The sequence below is a fragment of the Streptomyces sp. NBC_00080 genome, from assembly GCF_045041255.1.
In the GTDB taxonomy this organism is placed as follows: Bacteria; Actinomycetota; Actinomycetes; order Streptomycetales; family Streptomycetaceae; genus Streptomyces; species Streptomyces coriariae.
In genome coordinates this window covers 8933700-8949363 of the sequence record NZ_CP108235.1, presented here as the reverse complement: position 1 = coordinate 8949363, position 15664 = coordinate 8933700, and the positions used below count along the sequence as shown (strand labels likewise).

The window sequence follows — 15664 nt, the reverse complement described above, 5'->3', positions numbered from 1 at the left end:
CGCGCCCGGCTCCGTGCGGCGTCCGGGGCGCCCAGGCGGATCGACGTCCGCGTTTCGTAAGGAGCCAAGGTCCGGTTTGCCCGATTCGCGTTCGTAGGGTGAGACCGTGACCACGGACGCAGAAGTAGATGTCGTACTCCCCTGTCTGAACGAGGCCGAGGCCCTCCCCTGGGTACTCGCCCGCATTCCGAAGAACTGGCGCGCCCTAGTCGTCGACAACGGCTCCACCGACGGCTCGCCGGAGATCGCCCGCGCACTCGGCGCGAGAGTCGTCCACGAGCCCCGCCGGGGCTTCGGTGCCGCCTGCCACGCCGGACTGACCGCGGCCACCGCCGACATCGTCTGCTTCTGCGACTGCGACGCCTCCCTCGACCCCGCGCTGCTCGCGCCGTTCGTCCACGAGGTCCGCGCCGGCACGGCAGATCTGGTGCTCGGCCGCAGGCGGCCCAGCGGCCGGGGCGCGTGGCCCGCGCACGCCCGGGCCGGCAACCTCGCGCTCGCCCGGCTGCTGCGCCGCCGCACCGGGCTGCGGCTGCACGACCTCGGCCCGCTGCGGGCCGCCCGCCGTGAGCCGCTGCTCGCCCTCGGGCTCACCGACCGGCGCAGCGGCTACCCGCTGGAGATGGTGGTGCGCGCGGCCGACGCGGGCTGGCGGATCACCGAGCACGACGTCCCCTACCTGCCCCGTACGGGCGTCTCGAAGGTGACGGGCACCTGGCGGGGCACCTGGCAGGCGGTCCGGGACATGAGCCGCGTCCTCAACGGCGTTCCGGCGCGCGAAGGAGTCGCACGGTGACCACGCTGCTCGTCATCGCCAAGGAGCCGCTGCCGGGCCGGGTGAAGACCCGGCTCACCCCGCCGTTCACCCCACGGGAGGCGGCCGCGCTCGCGGAGGCGGCGCTGTCCGACACCCTGCGGGTGGTGGCGGCCACGCCCGCCTCCCGCCGCGTCCTGGTGCTGGACGGCGCCCCCGGGCCCTGGCTGCCGTCCGGTTTCGACGTCGTACCGCAGTGCGCGGGCGGGCTCGACGAACGGCTCGCGGACGCCTTCGCCCGGTGCGACGGCCCGGCCCTTCTCATCGGGATGGACACTCCGCAGGTGACGCCGGAGCTGCTGACCGCCGACTTCGACGGCTGCGACGCGTACTTCGGCCCGGCGCGGGACGGCGGCTTCTGGGCGCTGGGGCTCGCCGAGCCCGATCCCGCACTGCTGCGGGGCGTGCCCATGTCGACGCCTTCGACGGGGGCCGCGCAGCGGGCGCGGCTCGTCGGCGCGGGGCTGCGGGTGCGCGACCTGCCGTGGCTGCGGGACGTGGACACCGCCGCGGACGCGACGGCCGTGGCCGCGCTGGCCCCGCACAGCCGCTTCGCCGACTGTCTCGCCGGGTGCACGACGTCGGTGAGCCGATGAGCACCGCGTACGACCTCACCGAGGCCGGCCCCGCCGACGCCTGCGTGGCAGAGGCCACGGAGGCGTCGGGGGACGCCGGCGACTGGGCCGCGGCCGACCCGTACAGCGCCGCCCTGCGTACCGGCCGGGGCCCGCTGTTCCTGCGCCGCGCCGACGGCTGGCTGCTGCCGCTGGAGGTGGAACGGTGGTGCGCCCGCGCCGACCCGGCCGATCTGGTGCTCCTGGACCGGTGCGAGGGAGCTGTGCTGGACGTGGGCTGCGGGCCCGGCCGCCTGGTGGCCGAACTCGCCGCCCGGGGACGGCCCGTGCTGGGCATCGACGTCAGCGAGGCCGCTGTCGCCCACACCCTGGCGCTGGGCGGCCAGGCGCTGCGGCGGTCGGTCTTCGACCCGTTGCCGGGCGAGGGGCGCTGGGCGACCGTGCTGCTCATCGACGGCAATGTCGGCATCGGCGGCGACCCGCTCGCCCTGCTGCGCCGGGCGGCCGATCTGCTCGTCCCGGGTGGCCTGCTGATCGCCGAGACCACGCCGGTGGACGTGGACGAGCGGGCCGAGGTCGAGGTCGTCGGCCTGCCCGAGGCGGGAGGCACCGGCCGGGCGTTCCCCTGGGCGCGGCTCGGCACGCCGGCCCTGCTGCGGTACGCACACCGCGAGGGCTGGCGCACGGCCGGTCAGTGGACGGCGGGCGGCCGCTGCTTCCTCGCCCTGCGCAGTCGCAGCGCGAGCAGCAACGCCGAACCGCCGAAGAGCACCGCTGTGATCAGCAGCCAGTGGGCGAGGAACCCGTCCGCCGAGCGGCCGGTGGCCGACCGGTAGCGGGCCTCCACCGTCCCGCTGATCAGCGGGAACCATACGAGCAGCAGCAGTGCGGAGAGCGCGGCCGGTACCCGGACGTACATCGTCAGGCGCCGATGACCGCTCGCGCCGAGCCCCTGTACGACAGCCCGGTCGGCCACGGCGTACAGGGGCAGCAGCACGAGGTCGTGCAGCAGCGCCGCTCCCACCCACCACAGCGCCACGCCGAACCAGTCGTCGGCGAGGAGACGTACGCCCGCGTAGGCGGCGAGCGCGAACGAACAGGCGAGCAGGAGGATCTGGAAGGGGCTGCCGATCACCGGCCGGCGTCGCACGGGCGTCATCGCGTCTCTCCGAAGGTCATCCGGGCCACCCACTTGGTGTTGAGCACGCCGGGCGCGGCGGGCACGATGACGCGCGCCGGGTAGCCGTGGTCGGGGGTCAGGGACTCGCCGTTGACGTACAGGGCGAGCAGGGAGCGCGGGTCGGCGACCTGGTTGGCGCGCAGGGCGGCGTGGCGGAAGGCGCCGCGCCGCTGGAGGGACTCGACGAACACGTCCGGCGGATCGTCGTGGCCGACGAGCGCGGCCAGGTCCCGGAGCCGTACGCCCCGCCACCACTGGTCCGAGGTCGACCAGCCCTCGACGCAGGCGATGGGCAACGCCGCACTGTGCAGCGGGAGTTCGCGGAGCTGGGCGCGGCTGAGGCGCAGGGTGCCGGAGCGCCCCGTGACGACGAGGCGCCAGGCGTCCTCGTCCGTCTCCGGCGCGGTGATCCCGGCGTACGCGGCCGTCTTGTTGATCTGGAAGCCGTTCGGGCCGCTGCCCGGATCGGGTCCACCGTGCGGAGCGAGCAGGGCGGTGCGCCGCAGCGGTCCGTCGAAGCTCTGGCCGGCCGTCGTGGCGAACAGCAGCAGCGAGCCGCCTCCGACGAACCACAGCGCTCCCCGCCGGGAGACGGTCACGGGATCCGGGCGAGGGGAGACGAGCTCCCGCTCGGGCGCGGGCGCGGACTCCTGCGACGAGACCGGCTCCTCGGCCCGCAGGCGGCGCAGATTGCGTACGGCCGCCGGGACCTTCAGCACGGCGTGGGCGACGAAGGCGGCGAAGAAGACCCATGCGCCGTAGAAGTGCAGGGGATAGAAGGAGCCGGGGAAGACGTAGTCGAGCTGGACGTTGAGCACGCCGGTCGTGAACTCGAACAGCGCGCCGCCGACCAGCAACAGCAGGGAGATCCGTTCGAGCGCGTGGGCGAGCGAGCGGGCCGGCGGCAGCGTGAACAGCTTCGGCACGACCGACCACAGCTTGGCCAGCAGGACGGGGATCAGGGTGACGCCGAGCGTGACGTGCACACCCTGGTTGACCCGGTACAGCCAGTGCGGGTCGGTCGGCCAGGAGAAGAGGTAGAAACCGAGGATCCCCTTGTCCGGGGTCTTGTCGTTCACCGGGGAGAGGTCCGGGTTGTAGGCGGCGTACGAGACCAGGCCCGTCACGAACAGCACCGTGATGCCGCCGAGCAGCACGAGGCCGAGCACCGAGGTGAACCAGGGGCCGCGCAGCGGGCTGCGCCAGAAGCCGGGGGAGGTGGGCAGCCGTGTGTCGTCTCGCATGATCCGACCGTAGGCCTCGGGACCGCCGGAAACGGGTGCGCGACCCATGACGAAACGCTGACGTCCGGCCCGGACGGCGGCCCGCGACCCGCCGCCCGGCCTAGCGTGCCGGTGTGAACAGCACCCTGCGCTCCGCCGAGCCGCGCGTCCGACGCTCCGGCGGCATCACCCGCGACCTCCGCCGCGACCTCCGCCGCGACCTGTACGCGGTGGGCGCCGCCGTCCTGCTCGTGACGGCGGCCGTGCTGATCGGCCACCACATCCAGCACGCCCATCACACCTTGCGCGTCAACTGGCCGCCGCTGCTGGGTAGTTGGGGGCCCCATCTGGGGCCGGGCACGCCGGTGGCCGTCTTCGTGGCGGTCGCGACCGCGGGGTACGGTCCCGCCCTGGCCGCCCGCCTGCCCTGGCGGGCCCTGCTCGCGGCGGCCTGGGCCACGGCCACGGCCTGGATCCTCTCGCTCGCCCTGATCGACGGCTGGCAGCGGGGCGTCGCAGGCCGGCTCACCTCCCGCCACGAGTACCTCCAGGCCGTCGGCCGTTTCCACGACGTCCCGGCGGCCCTGCGCGACTTCACCCAGCACATCCTGCTGGAGTCTCCGGACAACTGGCCCGCGCATGTGGCCGGTCATCCCCCGGCGGCCACGCTGACGTTCGTCCTGCTCGACCGGGTCGGGCTGCGGGGCGGGGGCTGGGCCGGAACCTGGTGCGTCGCCGTCGGCGCGACGGCCTGTGTGGCCGTCCTGGTGGCGGTGCGGGCGCTGGCCGACGAGGGGCTCGCGCGGCGGGCGGCACCCTTCCTGGTGCTGGCTCCGGCCGCGGTGTGGATGGGGACCTCGGCGGACGCGTACTTCGCCGCGGTCGCCGCGTGGTCCGTGGCGCTGCTGGCCCTGGCGGTCACGGGACGGCGGGTCAGGGGCGGGGCACTGGGCTCAGGCCTGCTCTTCGGCCTGACCTGCTACCTCTCCTACGGCCTCACGCTCTTCGCGCTCATCGGCGCGGCGGTGCTGCTGCTCGGCCGGGGGCGCGTCCGGGAGCGTCCCGAGCTGCTCGTCCTGCTGCTCGCCGGGGCGGCCGTCGTGCCGACGGCGTTCACCCTCGCCGGATTCGACTGGTGGGAGGCGTACCGGCTGCTGGTCACGCGCTACCGGCAGGGCGCGGGCGGGATCCGCCCCTACGGCTACTGGGTGTGGGCCAACCTCGCCTGCGCGGTCCTGATCACGGGCCTGGCGACGGCGGCCGGCCTCCGGCGGACCGGCGAGACGCTCCGCCACCGTCACGGCGGGAGCCTCGCGCGGCCCGAAGGCCCGCACCGCTGGGGCGCGGACGCCCGCCTCGCCCTCCTCGTGGCCGCCGCCCTGCTCGCCCTGCTCGTCGCCGACCTGTCCGGCATGAGCAAGGCCGAGACGGAACGCATCTGGCTCCCGTTCGCCATGTGGCTCCTCCCGTCCTGCGCGTTCCTCACCCGCCCGCGTGCCTGGCTGGCCGCCCAGGCCGCACTGGCCCTGCTGCTCAACCACCTGTTGCTGACCGGCTGGTGAGCCGGGGCGCGAGGGCGCTCAGCCGGCGAGTTCTCCGAGGATGGCCCAGGTGCGGCAGCGTGCGGCGGCCCGAGATGGTAGCGACCGTGCGTGGCCGCCCGGGCGGTCTGCGCCTGGCTGGAGACCAGCAGCGGGTGACGGCCGAAGACGGGGATCGCGGACGTCCCCAACGTGCGGACCGGGCACTTCGCGCCCGACGATCGCCGCGAGCTGGGGCGAGTCCGCGCCGAACGTCTGCCCTAACCAGGCGGACCGCAGCCCGGCGACCCGGGCCTCCTGTGCGAGCCGCACGGTGGCGTCGATCTGGTTGTCGGCGTCGCTCGCGTCGAGTGCTGCTCCCAAGGTCATGTCGGCGAGAACCAGGGGCGGCCGGCCAGGCATTCCGGTGCCGTGTGACGGCTCTTCGTCAGTCGTGTGAACGAGTTCTCAGTCGTGTGAACGAGCGTGTGACGCGTGTCCGGCGCCCGGCCCGCCGGAACCCGCGCGCCCGTTCGCGACCGCCCGAGGCTGCCGGGCACATTGACGCCACATCGAGACGAAGAACAGTGCAACCTATGGGGCAATCAGGTTGTCTCTGTTTTTAACCGACACATCACCACACACATCCCTCGGGGGAGATCATGGTGCGAAACAGAACACTCTGGGCCACCGCCGCTCTGCTGGCCGCCACCCTGGGTGTGGCCGCGGTCCCGGCCACCGCCGCCCCGGCCACGGCCACCCGGGCCGCCACGGCCTGCCCCACCGGCTGGGGCAGCCTGGACAAGACGTACTTCGCCGGTACGGCGACGGCGCTGACGAACGTCAGGACCGGCCGCCACGACTGCTACGACCGGTTCGTCGTCGACGTGCCGGGCGCGGGCGCCGCCGAACTCGGCTTCTCGGTCGCGTATGTCGACCGGCTCTACCAGGACGGCTCGGGCCGACCCATCACCGTCGGCGGCGGCGCCATCCTGGAGGTGCGGGTCAACGCGCCCTCCTACAACGTCGAGACCGGCACACCCACCTATCCGGGCCGGGTGGCACAGCCGCTGCCGGGCGTGAACCTCACGGGATACAGCACCTTCCGGGACACCCGGTACGCCGGGAGCTTCGAAGGGGTGACGCAGTTCGGGCTCGGCGTTCGCGCACGCCTGCCGTTCCGGGTGCTGCGCCTGGCCGACCACCTCGTGGTGGATGTCGCGCACGCCTGGTGACACCGGCCGCCCGGACCCTCCCCGGCGCCCGGCCTCCTGAGGCCGGGCGCCGGGCGCGGTGAGGGTAGGCCCGTCGTGAGCGCGTGTTCCCGCAGCCCCCGGGACATCCCGGCCGGGATTTCGTAGGCTGTCGGTCGCCGTTCGCCACCCCCACCGCGCCCCGCAGAGGACCGGATGCAGACCTTCAGACTTGTCAAGTACCTGACATCGGCAGCCGTGATTCTCATGCTGCTGGCCCCGGCACCGACCGCGGCCGCCGCGCCCCCGGCGGCCGCCGCCCGGGACTCCGTCGCCGCCTCCGAGGCCGTTCCTCCGACGGCGGAGGACTGGCAGCCGCCCCTGTCCACCCGGGGTCGCTACATCGTCGACGCGCAAGGACGCCGCTTCCGCCTGAAGTCCGCCAACTGGGACGGTGCACAGGGCTCGTGGTCGGGAAGCGGCAGCACCGCCGATCCCGCGAACCACCACGCCGGCCAGAACTCCTCCGGCATACCCCTCGGCCTGGACCGCGCCCCGCTGTCGGAGCTGCTCGCCGACTTCCACCGGCTCGGCATCAACAGCATCCGGCTGCCGTTCTCCAACGAGATGATCCGCACGACGACCCCGGTGCCGGATACCGCGGTCGCGGCCAACCCGCGGCTGCGCGGCAGCACACCCCTGCAGATCTTCGACGCCGTCGTGGCCGCCCTCACCGGCGACGGGTTCGCGGTCATCCTCAACAACCACACCAACACCACCCGCTGGTGCTGCGGCGTGGACGGCAACGAACGCTGGAACAGCGGTCGGACCACCCGGCAGTGGACGGACGACTGGGTCTTCATGGCCCGCCGCTACGCCGCCGACTCCCGTGTCGTGGGCGCGGATCTCTACAACGAAGTGCGCCGTGACGTCCTGGACGACCCCAACTGGGGCCTCGGCGACGACCACGACTGGTACGCGGCGGCCCAACTCGCGGCGGACCGCATCCTCACCGAGGCCGCCCCCGACCTCCTCATCGTCGTCGAAGGCATCAACTGGACCGGGCTGCCCGTGGACGGGCTGCCCCACGAGCGCCCCACCCTCACGCCCGTCCGCGCGCTCTCGCACACGCTCCTGGACGCGCACAAACTGGTCTACTCCGCCCACTTCTACGGCTACACCGGCCCTCGGCACAGTGGTGCCACCGGGATCGGCGAGACCCACGACCCGCGCTACCAGGACCTGACCCGCGACCAGCTGTCCCAGGTCCTCACCGACCAGGCCTTCTTCGTCACCGCGGAGGGACAGCACTACTCCACCCCCGTGTGGATCAGCGAATTCGGCATCGGCGCCCGGGAGACCGGCGCCGCCGCCCGCACCTGGTTCGGCAATCTCACCGACTACTTCGCCGACCACGACGCCGACTTCGCGTACTGGCCCCTGGTCGGCTGGGAGGGCCACGACGACTGGGCCCTGCTGCGCTACGACACGACGGCGCGCCGCTACGGCATCCTCGACCAGGCCGACTGGCGCGGCGCGGCCTGGGATCACCTCATGACGTCCGCGACCCGCACCGGGACCGTCCCGCCGGTGCCGGTCCGGCGCATGCTCGCCACCGATCACGGCGACGCGGTGCAGTCCCGGCGGGTACGGGCCGGCGGGGACTGGGATCCCGGGGCGTCCGAGGCCGCCTGCCCGGACGGACTTCGGCTGATCGGCCTCAGCCACACCGGCGGCCGGGGTCTGTGCACCGACACCACCGGCGGTGACCTCCGCGCCCCGGACGGCGCACAGACGGTCGTCACCGACGAACGCCACGTCCCCGCCGGCGGCGACTGGGCCGGGGGCTACACCAAACTCCAGTGCCCCGCCGGGCAGTTCCTCATCGGCTACAGCCACCGCGGGGAGCGCGTCTCGGCCGCCCTGTGCGTGCCCGCCCGCACCGCGCTGGGCCGGTCCGGACGGACCGTCTGGTTCGACCGGTCCGACAACCGGCCCGCCGACACCGGCGGCGACTTCGCCCAGGGCCGCTACAAGGGCCAGTGCGCCGCCGACGAGTACGCCGCGGGCATCGCCTTCACCACCCGGTTCGGCAGCACACCGGGCCCCGCCGCCCTGCTGTGCGTCCCGCTGGGTCCGTGAACAGTGCGCCCCCAACAGGCCTCGCACGAGAGTCTGTTGGGGGCGCGGACGTCCTTGCGTCCCGGAACCCCTGCGAAATTGTCCGTGATCGGTAACAGGCGGATCCCGCCGCGCCTTTTCACCGTCCTGACAGCTGCACGGGATCACCGGGGCACGGGATCCACCGACACGACACGAACAGGGCAGACATGGCGCGGCATGGCGGGCGGGGATGGTACGGCCGGGTTATCGCGGCGGCAGTCGGTGTGACGGCGATGGCCGCCGTCACCTCGGTATGGACCGCGCAGGCCGGACCGGTGGACGCAGGGCAGGCGGGAGCGGACGCCTCGGCGCGCCCGTCCGCGGGTTCCGCGCCCGCCCGGGTGTCGGTGGACATCGCCCATGCCTCGGACCACGGTGCCCGCGGCGTCAACATCACGATCGACGACGGCCCCGACCCCGACTGGACGCCGCAGGTCCTCGACGTGCTGCGGGAGAACGGTGTGAAGGCGACCTTCTGCATGGTGGGCACGCAGGCCCAGGCCCACCCCGACCTGGTCAAGGCCGTGGTGGCGGACGGCCACCGGCTGTGCAACCACACGGTCTCGCACGACACCACCATGGACACCAAGCCCGACTCCTACCAGTCGCAGCAGATCCTGGACGCCGAACGGATGATCACCGAAGCCTCCGGGGGCGTCCGACCGGTGTACTACCGGGCGCCGGGCGGCGCCTTCACCCCCTACAGCCGCAATCTCGCCGCCTCCCGTGGGATGCGGCCGCTGGGCTGGAACGTCGACACCAAGGACTTCGAACGGCCGGGCGCCGCCGCCATCGTCGCCACCGTGAAGAGCGAGGTGTCCAACGGCCCGACGATCCTCTTCCACGACGCGGGCGGGGACCGCGCACAGACCGTGGCGGCCCTGCGCGAGATCCTGCCGTGGCTGCAGCAGCAGGGGTACTCCTTCGGCTTCCCGGTGCGCTGAACGCGCGGTCACTGCGCGCCGCGCCTGTCGTCCTCGCTCCAGGCACGGGTGTCCCGGGGCCGGACGTACGGTTCCTCGCCCTCGGGCAGCCCGCCGGCCACGGCTCGCTGCCGGGCCAGCTCGGCGTCGAACTCCAGGCCGAGCAGGATCGCGATGTTGCTGATCCACAGCCACACCAGGAAGACGATGACACCGGCGAGCGTGCCGTACGTCTTGTTGTACGAGCCGAAATTGGCCACGTAGAAGGCGAAGCCGGCGGAGGCGATCAGCCAGATCACCAAGGCCAGCACGCTCCCTGGCGTGATCCACCGCAGTCCGCGCCCCCGGACGTTCGGCGTCGCCCAGTACAGCAGGGCGATCATGATCGTGACCAGAAGCACCAGCACCGGCCACTTCGCGATGGACCACACGGTCAGCGCCGTGTCCCCGATGCCCAGCGCTGCGCCGGCCTGCCGGGCCAGACCGCCGGTGAACACCACGATCAGCGCGCTGGCGACCGCGAGCACCAGAAGCACCACCGTCACCCCCACGCGCAGCGGCAGCACCTTCCACACCGGCCGGCCCTCGGGCATGTCGTAGACCGCGTTGGCGCTGCGGATGAAGGCCGCCGTGTAGCCGGAGGCCGACCACACCGCCAGCACCAGACCGACGATGGCCATGACCGAGCCGACGCCTCCCCGGCCCTGCAACTGCTGCACCGCGTCGCTGATGATGTCGCGGGCCGAACCGGGCGCCACCTTGCGGAGGTTGTCCAGTACCTCGTCGGTCGCCGACTTTCCCGCCAGCCCCAGGAGCGACACCAGCACGAGCAGGGCCGGGAACATCGACAGCACCCCGTAGTACGTCAGCGCCGCGGCCCGGTCCGTGAGTTCGTCGTCCTTGAACTCCCGAAGGGTGCCTGTGAGCACGGCCGGCCAGGAGCGCTTCGGCAACTGCCCGGGACCGTCCGGCGTCCGCCGTTCCACCTGCTCGTCCGGCCCCGGCGTGCCCGCCCGACCGGTCGCCGACGGCGTGGTGTCGTCGTGGTCGGATTTCGATGTGCCTGCCATGACAACGGAGTAACCGCGGGCGGCCGTTCCATGCCTCGACCAGGACAGCGGCCGGAACTCATCGGCTTCCCGGACGCGGGACGGCGCGCCGAGCCGTTCGGGTCCGCTCAACGCGGGGCCGTGCGCCGGCCGTAGTGGCGGGCCAGGGCGTGGAAGGCCTGCTTCGGTTCCCAGTGCCAGCCGGCTTCCGGGTGACCGGGGCGCCTCTGCACGGTTCTGGTGACGGCGTAGGACGCCATGTCGAGGTCGTAGCGGGGGTTGTCGGCGCGGTGCGGGGCGTCCGGGGTGACGAACTCGAAGGCCATCGCCGCGTACAGTCCCATCGACTCGAAGACGTCGAGGAGTGTGCTGACGTAGTCGGCCTGGGTGCGTTCGCTGCGGACCGGATGCCCCTTGATCTCCTCGGGGTCCTTGTCGTGGTCGACCACGTCCCATCCCATGCCGCCCTTGTCCGGGGCACCCACATAGGCGCAGGTGCCGAACTCGGTGACGGCCAGCGGCTTCCCCCGACGCATGTGGCGGCGCAGCTCTTTCACATGGTCGGCGGATCGCGGGAAGGAGGAGTAGTAGTCGATGCCGATGACGTCGAACAGGGACCAGTCGACCCGGTCGTCCTGTGCGGCGGCGTAGGACAGCCGGCCGTCGAAGACCGAGCGGCCGGTGCTTGCGGCCCGCTCCGTGAAGGTGTCCAGACGGCGCTGCGTGACCACGGGGTCGTAGGTCCCGTTCATGAGGTTGCGTACGCGCTCCAGCACCGTCTCCCCCGGCACGATGCCGGGCACGAAGAGCCAGAACTCGCAGCCCACGCTGAAGTCGACGCTCGCGCCCTGCCTGCGCAGCCGCTGCGCGACCCGGCCGGTCTCCGCGAGATGTTCGAGGATGTCCCGCGCCGGGACGTCCCCGAGCGTGGGCTGAAGCCATACGTGCAGGCCGTGTTCGGCGGCCTCGGTCGCGGTCGCGGCGAGGCGTTCCACGCCGTCGCCGGTGACGTCGACCGTGTCGGCGTGCAGGTCGTGACGGATGGCGCGCAGGTCCGCCCGCATCCGCTCGGCGTTCCACCCCGTGGCCGGGGTCTCGCCCTCCCCCACGGTGTAGACGACACCCCGGTGCCGCAGCCCGCGCCCTCGTCCCGTGGCGTGCGCCCGTCCCGCCGGTCCGAGCACGGCCGCCGCGCCGACCGCCGCCGTCCCGGCCAGGAATCCCGCCCGACTGATCCGATTGGTTGGCTCCATGCCCCCACGGTGCCGGGGGCACGCGCAGGCCGCAGTCGGCCGATGGTCCGGATCGGCGCGACGAAGGTCGGTGAGGGGGCCGGTCCTGCGGTCGTTCCGGCGGCCGGGACACGTCCGAAAGGCGTCGCCCGGTCGCGCCCCGGCCCCCGTCCCCTCAGCCGATCGTGCCCTGCCCGTACGGAACGAGCCGTACGGGTCCGACGAGACCGAAGTCCTGTCGGGCGACGGTGCCGAAGACCGTGGGCTGGGCGACCCGGAGCCGGTTGACGAGCGGGATCGCCACCTCGACCTCGATCACGTTGCGACCGCGCCGGAGCAGGGGACCCACGTCGACGATCGGGTGGAGACGGTCGAGGGGCGGGGCGCCGGTGCCGTTGACGGTGACACGGGCGGTGTCGGAGACCCGGCCGAGCTCCAGGTGGGCGCCGTGCGCGGAGGTCCACCCGGCCGGCAGGTCGATCGTCGTCCGGTAGCGTCCGATGCCCGCGGAGTCGGCCAGTTCCGGGATCCCCGACCAGGGCAGCAGCGTGTCGAGGGTCAGCGTGCGGTGTACGTGCTCGGTCCGGGTCGGGGAGGATCCGGGGTACCAGTCGTCGACGTCCAGCTGCCAGCGGCCCGGGGTGATGGGGGCGGGTACGGACGGGATGGTCGTGGTGACCGTACGGCCCGAGGACAGCCGGGTCGTACGGGTGCCCGCCTCGGCCGAACGGACCGTCAGCGAGCGCCCGTCGAAGAGGACTTCGGAGGCGTCCGTGTCGACGACGTGCGGCTTGGCCCCGTTGCGGTCTCCGAAGAGTCCCGGTCGTCCCAGTGCGACGATCATCACCTGGCCGGGCTGGAGGGCGACCCGCACGGTGACGTCACCGTCGTCCTCGGTGTACCGGGCGATCCGCGTGGCTTCTCCCGTCCAGGGGTCGAGCAGGTAGGGGATCGTCGTCCCGCCCCGTGTGCGGCGGGTGTGGCGCAGTGTCACCTGGTGGTCGATCGCGGCCACGGGCGGCTTGACCGTCTCCGCGTGCTTGCCGTTGCAGAGGTAGTAGAAGTCGGCGTCCCGGGTGACGCGGTGTGCGTTCAGAAGCGTGGAGGAGGTGGCGTGGCGTACGTCCGGGGTGACTCCGAGCCCGGCGAGGGCGTCGCCCACGGCGGCCTTGTCGGTGACCCGGGTGACGTGGGGCAGGGCGAGCAGCCGGGCCAGGAGCTCCCGCAACCGGTCGGTCTCGCCGTCGTCGGGGACCCCCGGGGTGAGCGGCTGGTCGAAGGCGCCCAGCAGGACGATCGGCAGGCCGGCCTCGGCCAGCGCCAGCAGGCGGCGGGCGTCGGCCGTGGCGAGGGTGGGGGTGGAGGAGTAGAAGAAGTCGCCCTCGACGAACAGGGCTTTGTAGGCGGGCCCGTTCGGGGCGAGCCGGCCGCCCGAGACGGTGGCGTTCGGCAGGTCGAGCAGCGGACCACTGAGGAACTGGTGGCTCCAGCCGAGCGGGATGCCGGTCGCGGTGAACCAGGACGCGCCGATGCCGGTGGCGGCGTAGCCGGTCTGCCGGAACACGGCGACGTCGGCGCGGGCGGTGCCGGACTGGAGCACGCCGTGCACCCGGCCGAGGTAGGCGGCGATGTCCGCCACGTGGTGCCAGCTGGGCTGCCGGGGCCCCCACGACTCGCCGTACCCCGAAGCGCCGTTGTACGGGCTGAAGGCGGCGAAGCCGGGCCAGCTCACGCCGGGCGCGGTGGCGTAGGAGAACCCGTGGACGACGGTCTGGTTGACGCCCGCCGCGTAGGCGCCGCCCATGGTGCGCAGGAAGCGGTCCCAGGTGGTGCTGTACGCGGAGCCGTTGTAGGCGCCCGACTCGCAGGACAGCACCGTGTGGCCCGCCATGTCCCTGCCGCCCGCGAGGCAGCGGAAGTCGTCGAGGTTCTTGAAGCCGAGGGATTCGCCCTCGGGGATGTCGAGGATCGCCGCGGACTCGATCGCGTCGGTCTGGAGTCCGTAGGGCTGGGCACGCAGGGTCATGCCGAGGGAGTGGGCCCAGTCGCGCAGCGCGCGCACGTGGTGCCGGTTGAAGAGTTCCGAGAAGGTCTCCCAGAAGTCGTGTCTGATCTGCCGGGTCAGCTGCGCCTCGAAGGCGAACACCTGGTTGCTGTCGCTCAGGACGAGGGCCGGCAGGTAGGGCAGCAGGGGCCGGCCGGTGTGCTCGGCGAAGGCGTCCGGCAGGGACGGAGTCCAGGTCAGGCCGTCCGTCTCCAGCTCCACGGAGTCCTCGAAGAAGGCGCCGCCGGCCGCCTTCAGCAGGCTCCGCACGGTGGGGGTCAGCAGTTGCTGCTCCCAGAAGCCGGTGACGGCCGCGGTACCCGCCGGGTCGAGGTGGTCGACGACGTGGGCGGCGGGCGCGGAGTGCGGGCCGGACTCGGGCTGCTGACCGCTGCCGCGCGTCCAGTAGGAGATCAGCGTCCACTCCCCCGTGTCGGGAGCCGTCCAGGTCAGGGTGCCGTCCTCGGCGACGGTGGAGGTGAGGTCGCGGACGCTGGAGAGGTCGAGTCCGGTCTCCTTGCGCGTGGAGTACGCGGGTTCGACGCGGGCGGCCTGTACGGCGAGGAGCCGCTGCCGGGTCACGCCGGCGGCGGGCGCGTGCACGGGCGGCGGAACCGGTCCCCGGAAGGTGGCTCCGGCGCTCAACGAGGCCCGGCCGTGGACGAGTTCCTTGGCGGCAGCGTCGTCGTCCGGGGTGACGCCGGGGACCGCGACGGGCCAGCTCGGGCCGAGCGTGAGGTCGATGGTGAGGCCCCGTCTCGCGGCCCGGCGCAGCGCTGCCTCGACGCCGTCGCGCCACGGCCGGCTGCCCCACCCGTGGTGCGCGGTGTCCAGGACCGTCTTGTCCTTGATGCTGTGATGGACGGCGGCGATCTCCGCGCCGCCGAATCCCGCGTCCGCGATCTGGTCGATCTCGCGGGCGATCTCGTCGGTGTTCACCAGACCGTCCGGCCACCACCAGCGGAACTTGGGCCGCACCGAACGGGCGGGAGCGGCGAACCAGTCGGCGGCGGGTCCCGGCGCCCCGGTGACGGACGGCGCCGCCGCGGCCGCCGTCCCGGATCCCACGGCAGCCACGATCCCGGCCGCGATACCCACCGTCGCCCCGGCGGCGAGAACCGCCCGCCGTGACATTCCGCCGCCCTGCTCGACCTGCTCGACCGGTTCCCGCATGAGCGCTCCCAGATGATCGTTCTTGACTTTGAATCGTTTCAATCCGACTCAAACGCGGGAACGCTAAGCCTCGGCTCGGAGCAAGGTCAAGATGTCGGACGGATCGAGTCGGGAAGAGGACGCGGGGATGGGGTGGCGCGGGGGACGGTGGCGGGGCGGCGGGGTGGTGGGCACATCACAGGGGTGGGCGGCGAGCACGACGGACTTCGAGGCTCGATCACGGCGCGGACCGCGGCGAGGTTGACGGCGAGCCCTTCGGGAGCCCTTGGGAAGCTCTTGAGGGACCCCTTGGGTGACGGGCGACGGTGATATCCGGTTTGCTGCTGGGAAGTTGCACATGTGAGAGGCGATACCGCGGGCAGCGGGCCCCGCGCCGCTCGCGCAGTGGGGCGACGCCCCCTGTCCTGAAGACGGAGGAGGCTCCGCCGAGGCCCTCTGAGCATCGGCCCGGGCAAGCGGAGCGGTGAGGGCCCTCCCCGGGCGCCGTCGCCCGCGCCCGCTTCCGAAGCCGGTTGCGGGCACGAGGAGTTCGGGGACGGCAGGTCGGCGCGGACGCGGCACTCCCCCGTCGGGCA

At 73.1% G+C, this 15664-nt stretch carries 11 protein-coding genes and 1 pseudogene; 7 read left to right on the top strand and 5 right to left on the bottom strand.

From position 1 onward, the window contains the following. Positions 1-106 precede the first annotated feature (106 nt). Genes OHU34_RS40010 through OHU34_RS40000 form a run of 3 tightly spaced genes read left to right on the top strand, consistent with a single transcriptional unit; the run spans position 107 to position 2225 of the window. Complete coding sequence (locus OHU34_RS40010; protein ID WP_142268578.1) at positions 107-796, top strand: glycosyltransferase family 2 protein; 690 nt, start codon at positions 107-109, stop codon at positions 794-796. Further along, on the top strand, positions 793-1410 hold the full coding sequence (locus tag OHU34_RS40005; RefSeq protein WP_142268579.1) for a DUF2064 domain-containing protein: 618 nt from the start codon (positions 793-795) through the stop codon (positions 1408-1410). Before OHU34_RS40010 ends, OHU34_RS40005 begins: the two co-directional genes overlap by 4 nt. Continuing rightward, on the top strand, positions 1407-2225 hold the full coding sequence (locus OHU34_RS40000) for a bifunctional 2-polyprenyl-6-hydroxyphenol methylase/3-demethylubiquinol 3-O-methyltransferase UbiG (RefSeq protein ID WP_230193629.1): 819 nt from the start codon (positions 1407-1409) through the stop codon (positions 2223-2225). Before OHU34_RS40005 ends, OHU34_RS40000 begins: the two co-directional genes overlap by 4 nt. A 319-nt stretch (positions 2226-2544) precedes the next feature. On the opposite strand, the gene OHU34_RS39995 is transcribed toward OHU34_RS40000, so the two are convergent. Then, positions 2545-3813: a molybdopterin-dependent oxidoreductase gene (locus OHU34_RS39995; protein WP_230193630.1), complete on the bottom strand. Its 1269-nt coding sequence runs from the start codon at positions 3811-3813 to the stop codon at positions 2545-2547. A gap of 164 nt (positions 3814-3977) precedes the next feature. On the opposite strand from OHU34_RS39995, the gene OHU34_RS39990 reads away from it, so the two are divergent. Further along, entirely contained in the window at positions 3978-5354 is a 1377-nt protein-coding gene (locus OHU34_RS39990) for a hypothetical protein (RefSeq protein WP_405772522.1), read from the top strand. Between the two features lie 68 nt (positions 5355-5422). Here OHU34_RS39990 and OHU34_RS39985 read toward each other — a convergent pair. Then, a pseudogene (locus OHU34_RS39985) lies at positions 5423-5702 on the bottom strand (LLM class flavin-dependent oxidoreductase); the annotation flags it as partial. Between the two features lie 272 nt (positions 5703-5974). Here OHU34_RS39985 and OHU34_RS39980 point away from each other — a divergent pair. The 3 genes from OHU34_RS39980 to OHU34_RS39970 all read left to right on the top strand — a co-directional run bounded on the left by OHU34_RS39980 (position 5975) and on the right by OHU34_RS39970 (position 9612). Further along, entirely contained in the window at positions 5975-6547 is a 573-nt protein-coding gene (locus OHU34_RS39980) for a hypothetical protein (protein WP_142268581.1), read from the top strand. Between the two features lie 174 nt (positions 6548-6721). Beyond that, complete coding sequence (locus tag OHU34_RS39975; protein WP_405771161.1) at positions 6722-8647, top strand: glycoside hydrolase family 5 protein; 1926 nt, start codon at positions 6722-6724, stop codon at positions 8645-8647. 188 nt (positions 8648-8835) lie between these two features. Continuing rightward, complete coding sequence (locus tag OHU34_RS39970) at positions 8836-9612, top strand: polysaccharide deacetylase family protein (protein ID WP_142268583.1); 777 nt, start codon at positions 8836-8838, stop codon at positions 9610-9612. Between the two features lie 8 nt (positions 9613-9620). Here OHU34_RS39970 and OHU34_RS39965 read toward each other — a convergent pair whose 3' ends face one another. From OHU34_RS39965 to OHU34_RS39955, 3 genes are all read right to left on the bottom strand, one after another. Beyond that, positions 9621-10661, bottom strand: coding sequence for a YihY/virulence factor BrkB family protein (locus tag OHU34_RS39965; RefSeq protein ID WP_142268584.1), 1041 nt, complete (start codon positions 10659-10661; stop codon positions 9621-9623). Positions 10662-10768: 107 nt separating this feature from the next. Next, positions 10769-11893 (bottom strand): abortive phage infection protein, encoded by a 1125-nt coding sequence (locus OHU34_RS39960; RefSeq protein WP_405771158.1) that lies wholly within the window; start codon positions 11891-11893, stop codon positions 10769-10771. A gap of 154 nt (positions 11894-12047) precedes the next feature. Beyond that, complete coding sequence (locus tag OHU34_RS39955; RefSeq protein ID WP_405771155.1) at positions 12048-15089, bottom strand: glycosyl hydrolase; 3042 nt, start codon at positions 15087-15089, stop codon at positions 12048-12050. Positions 15090-15664 lie beyond the last annotated feature (575 nt).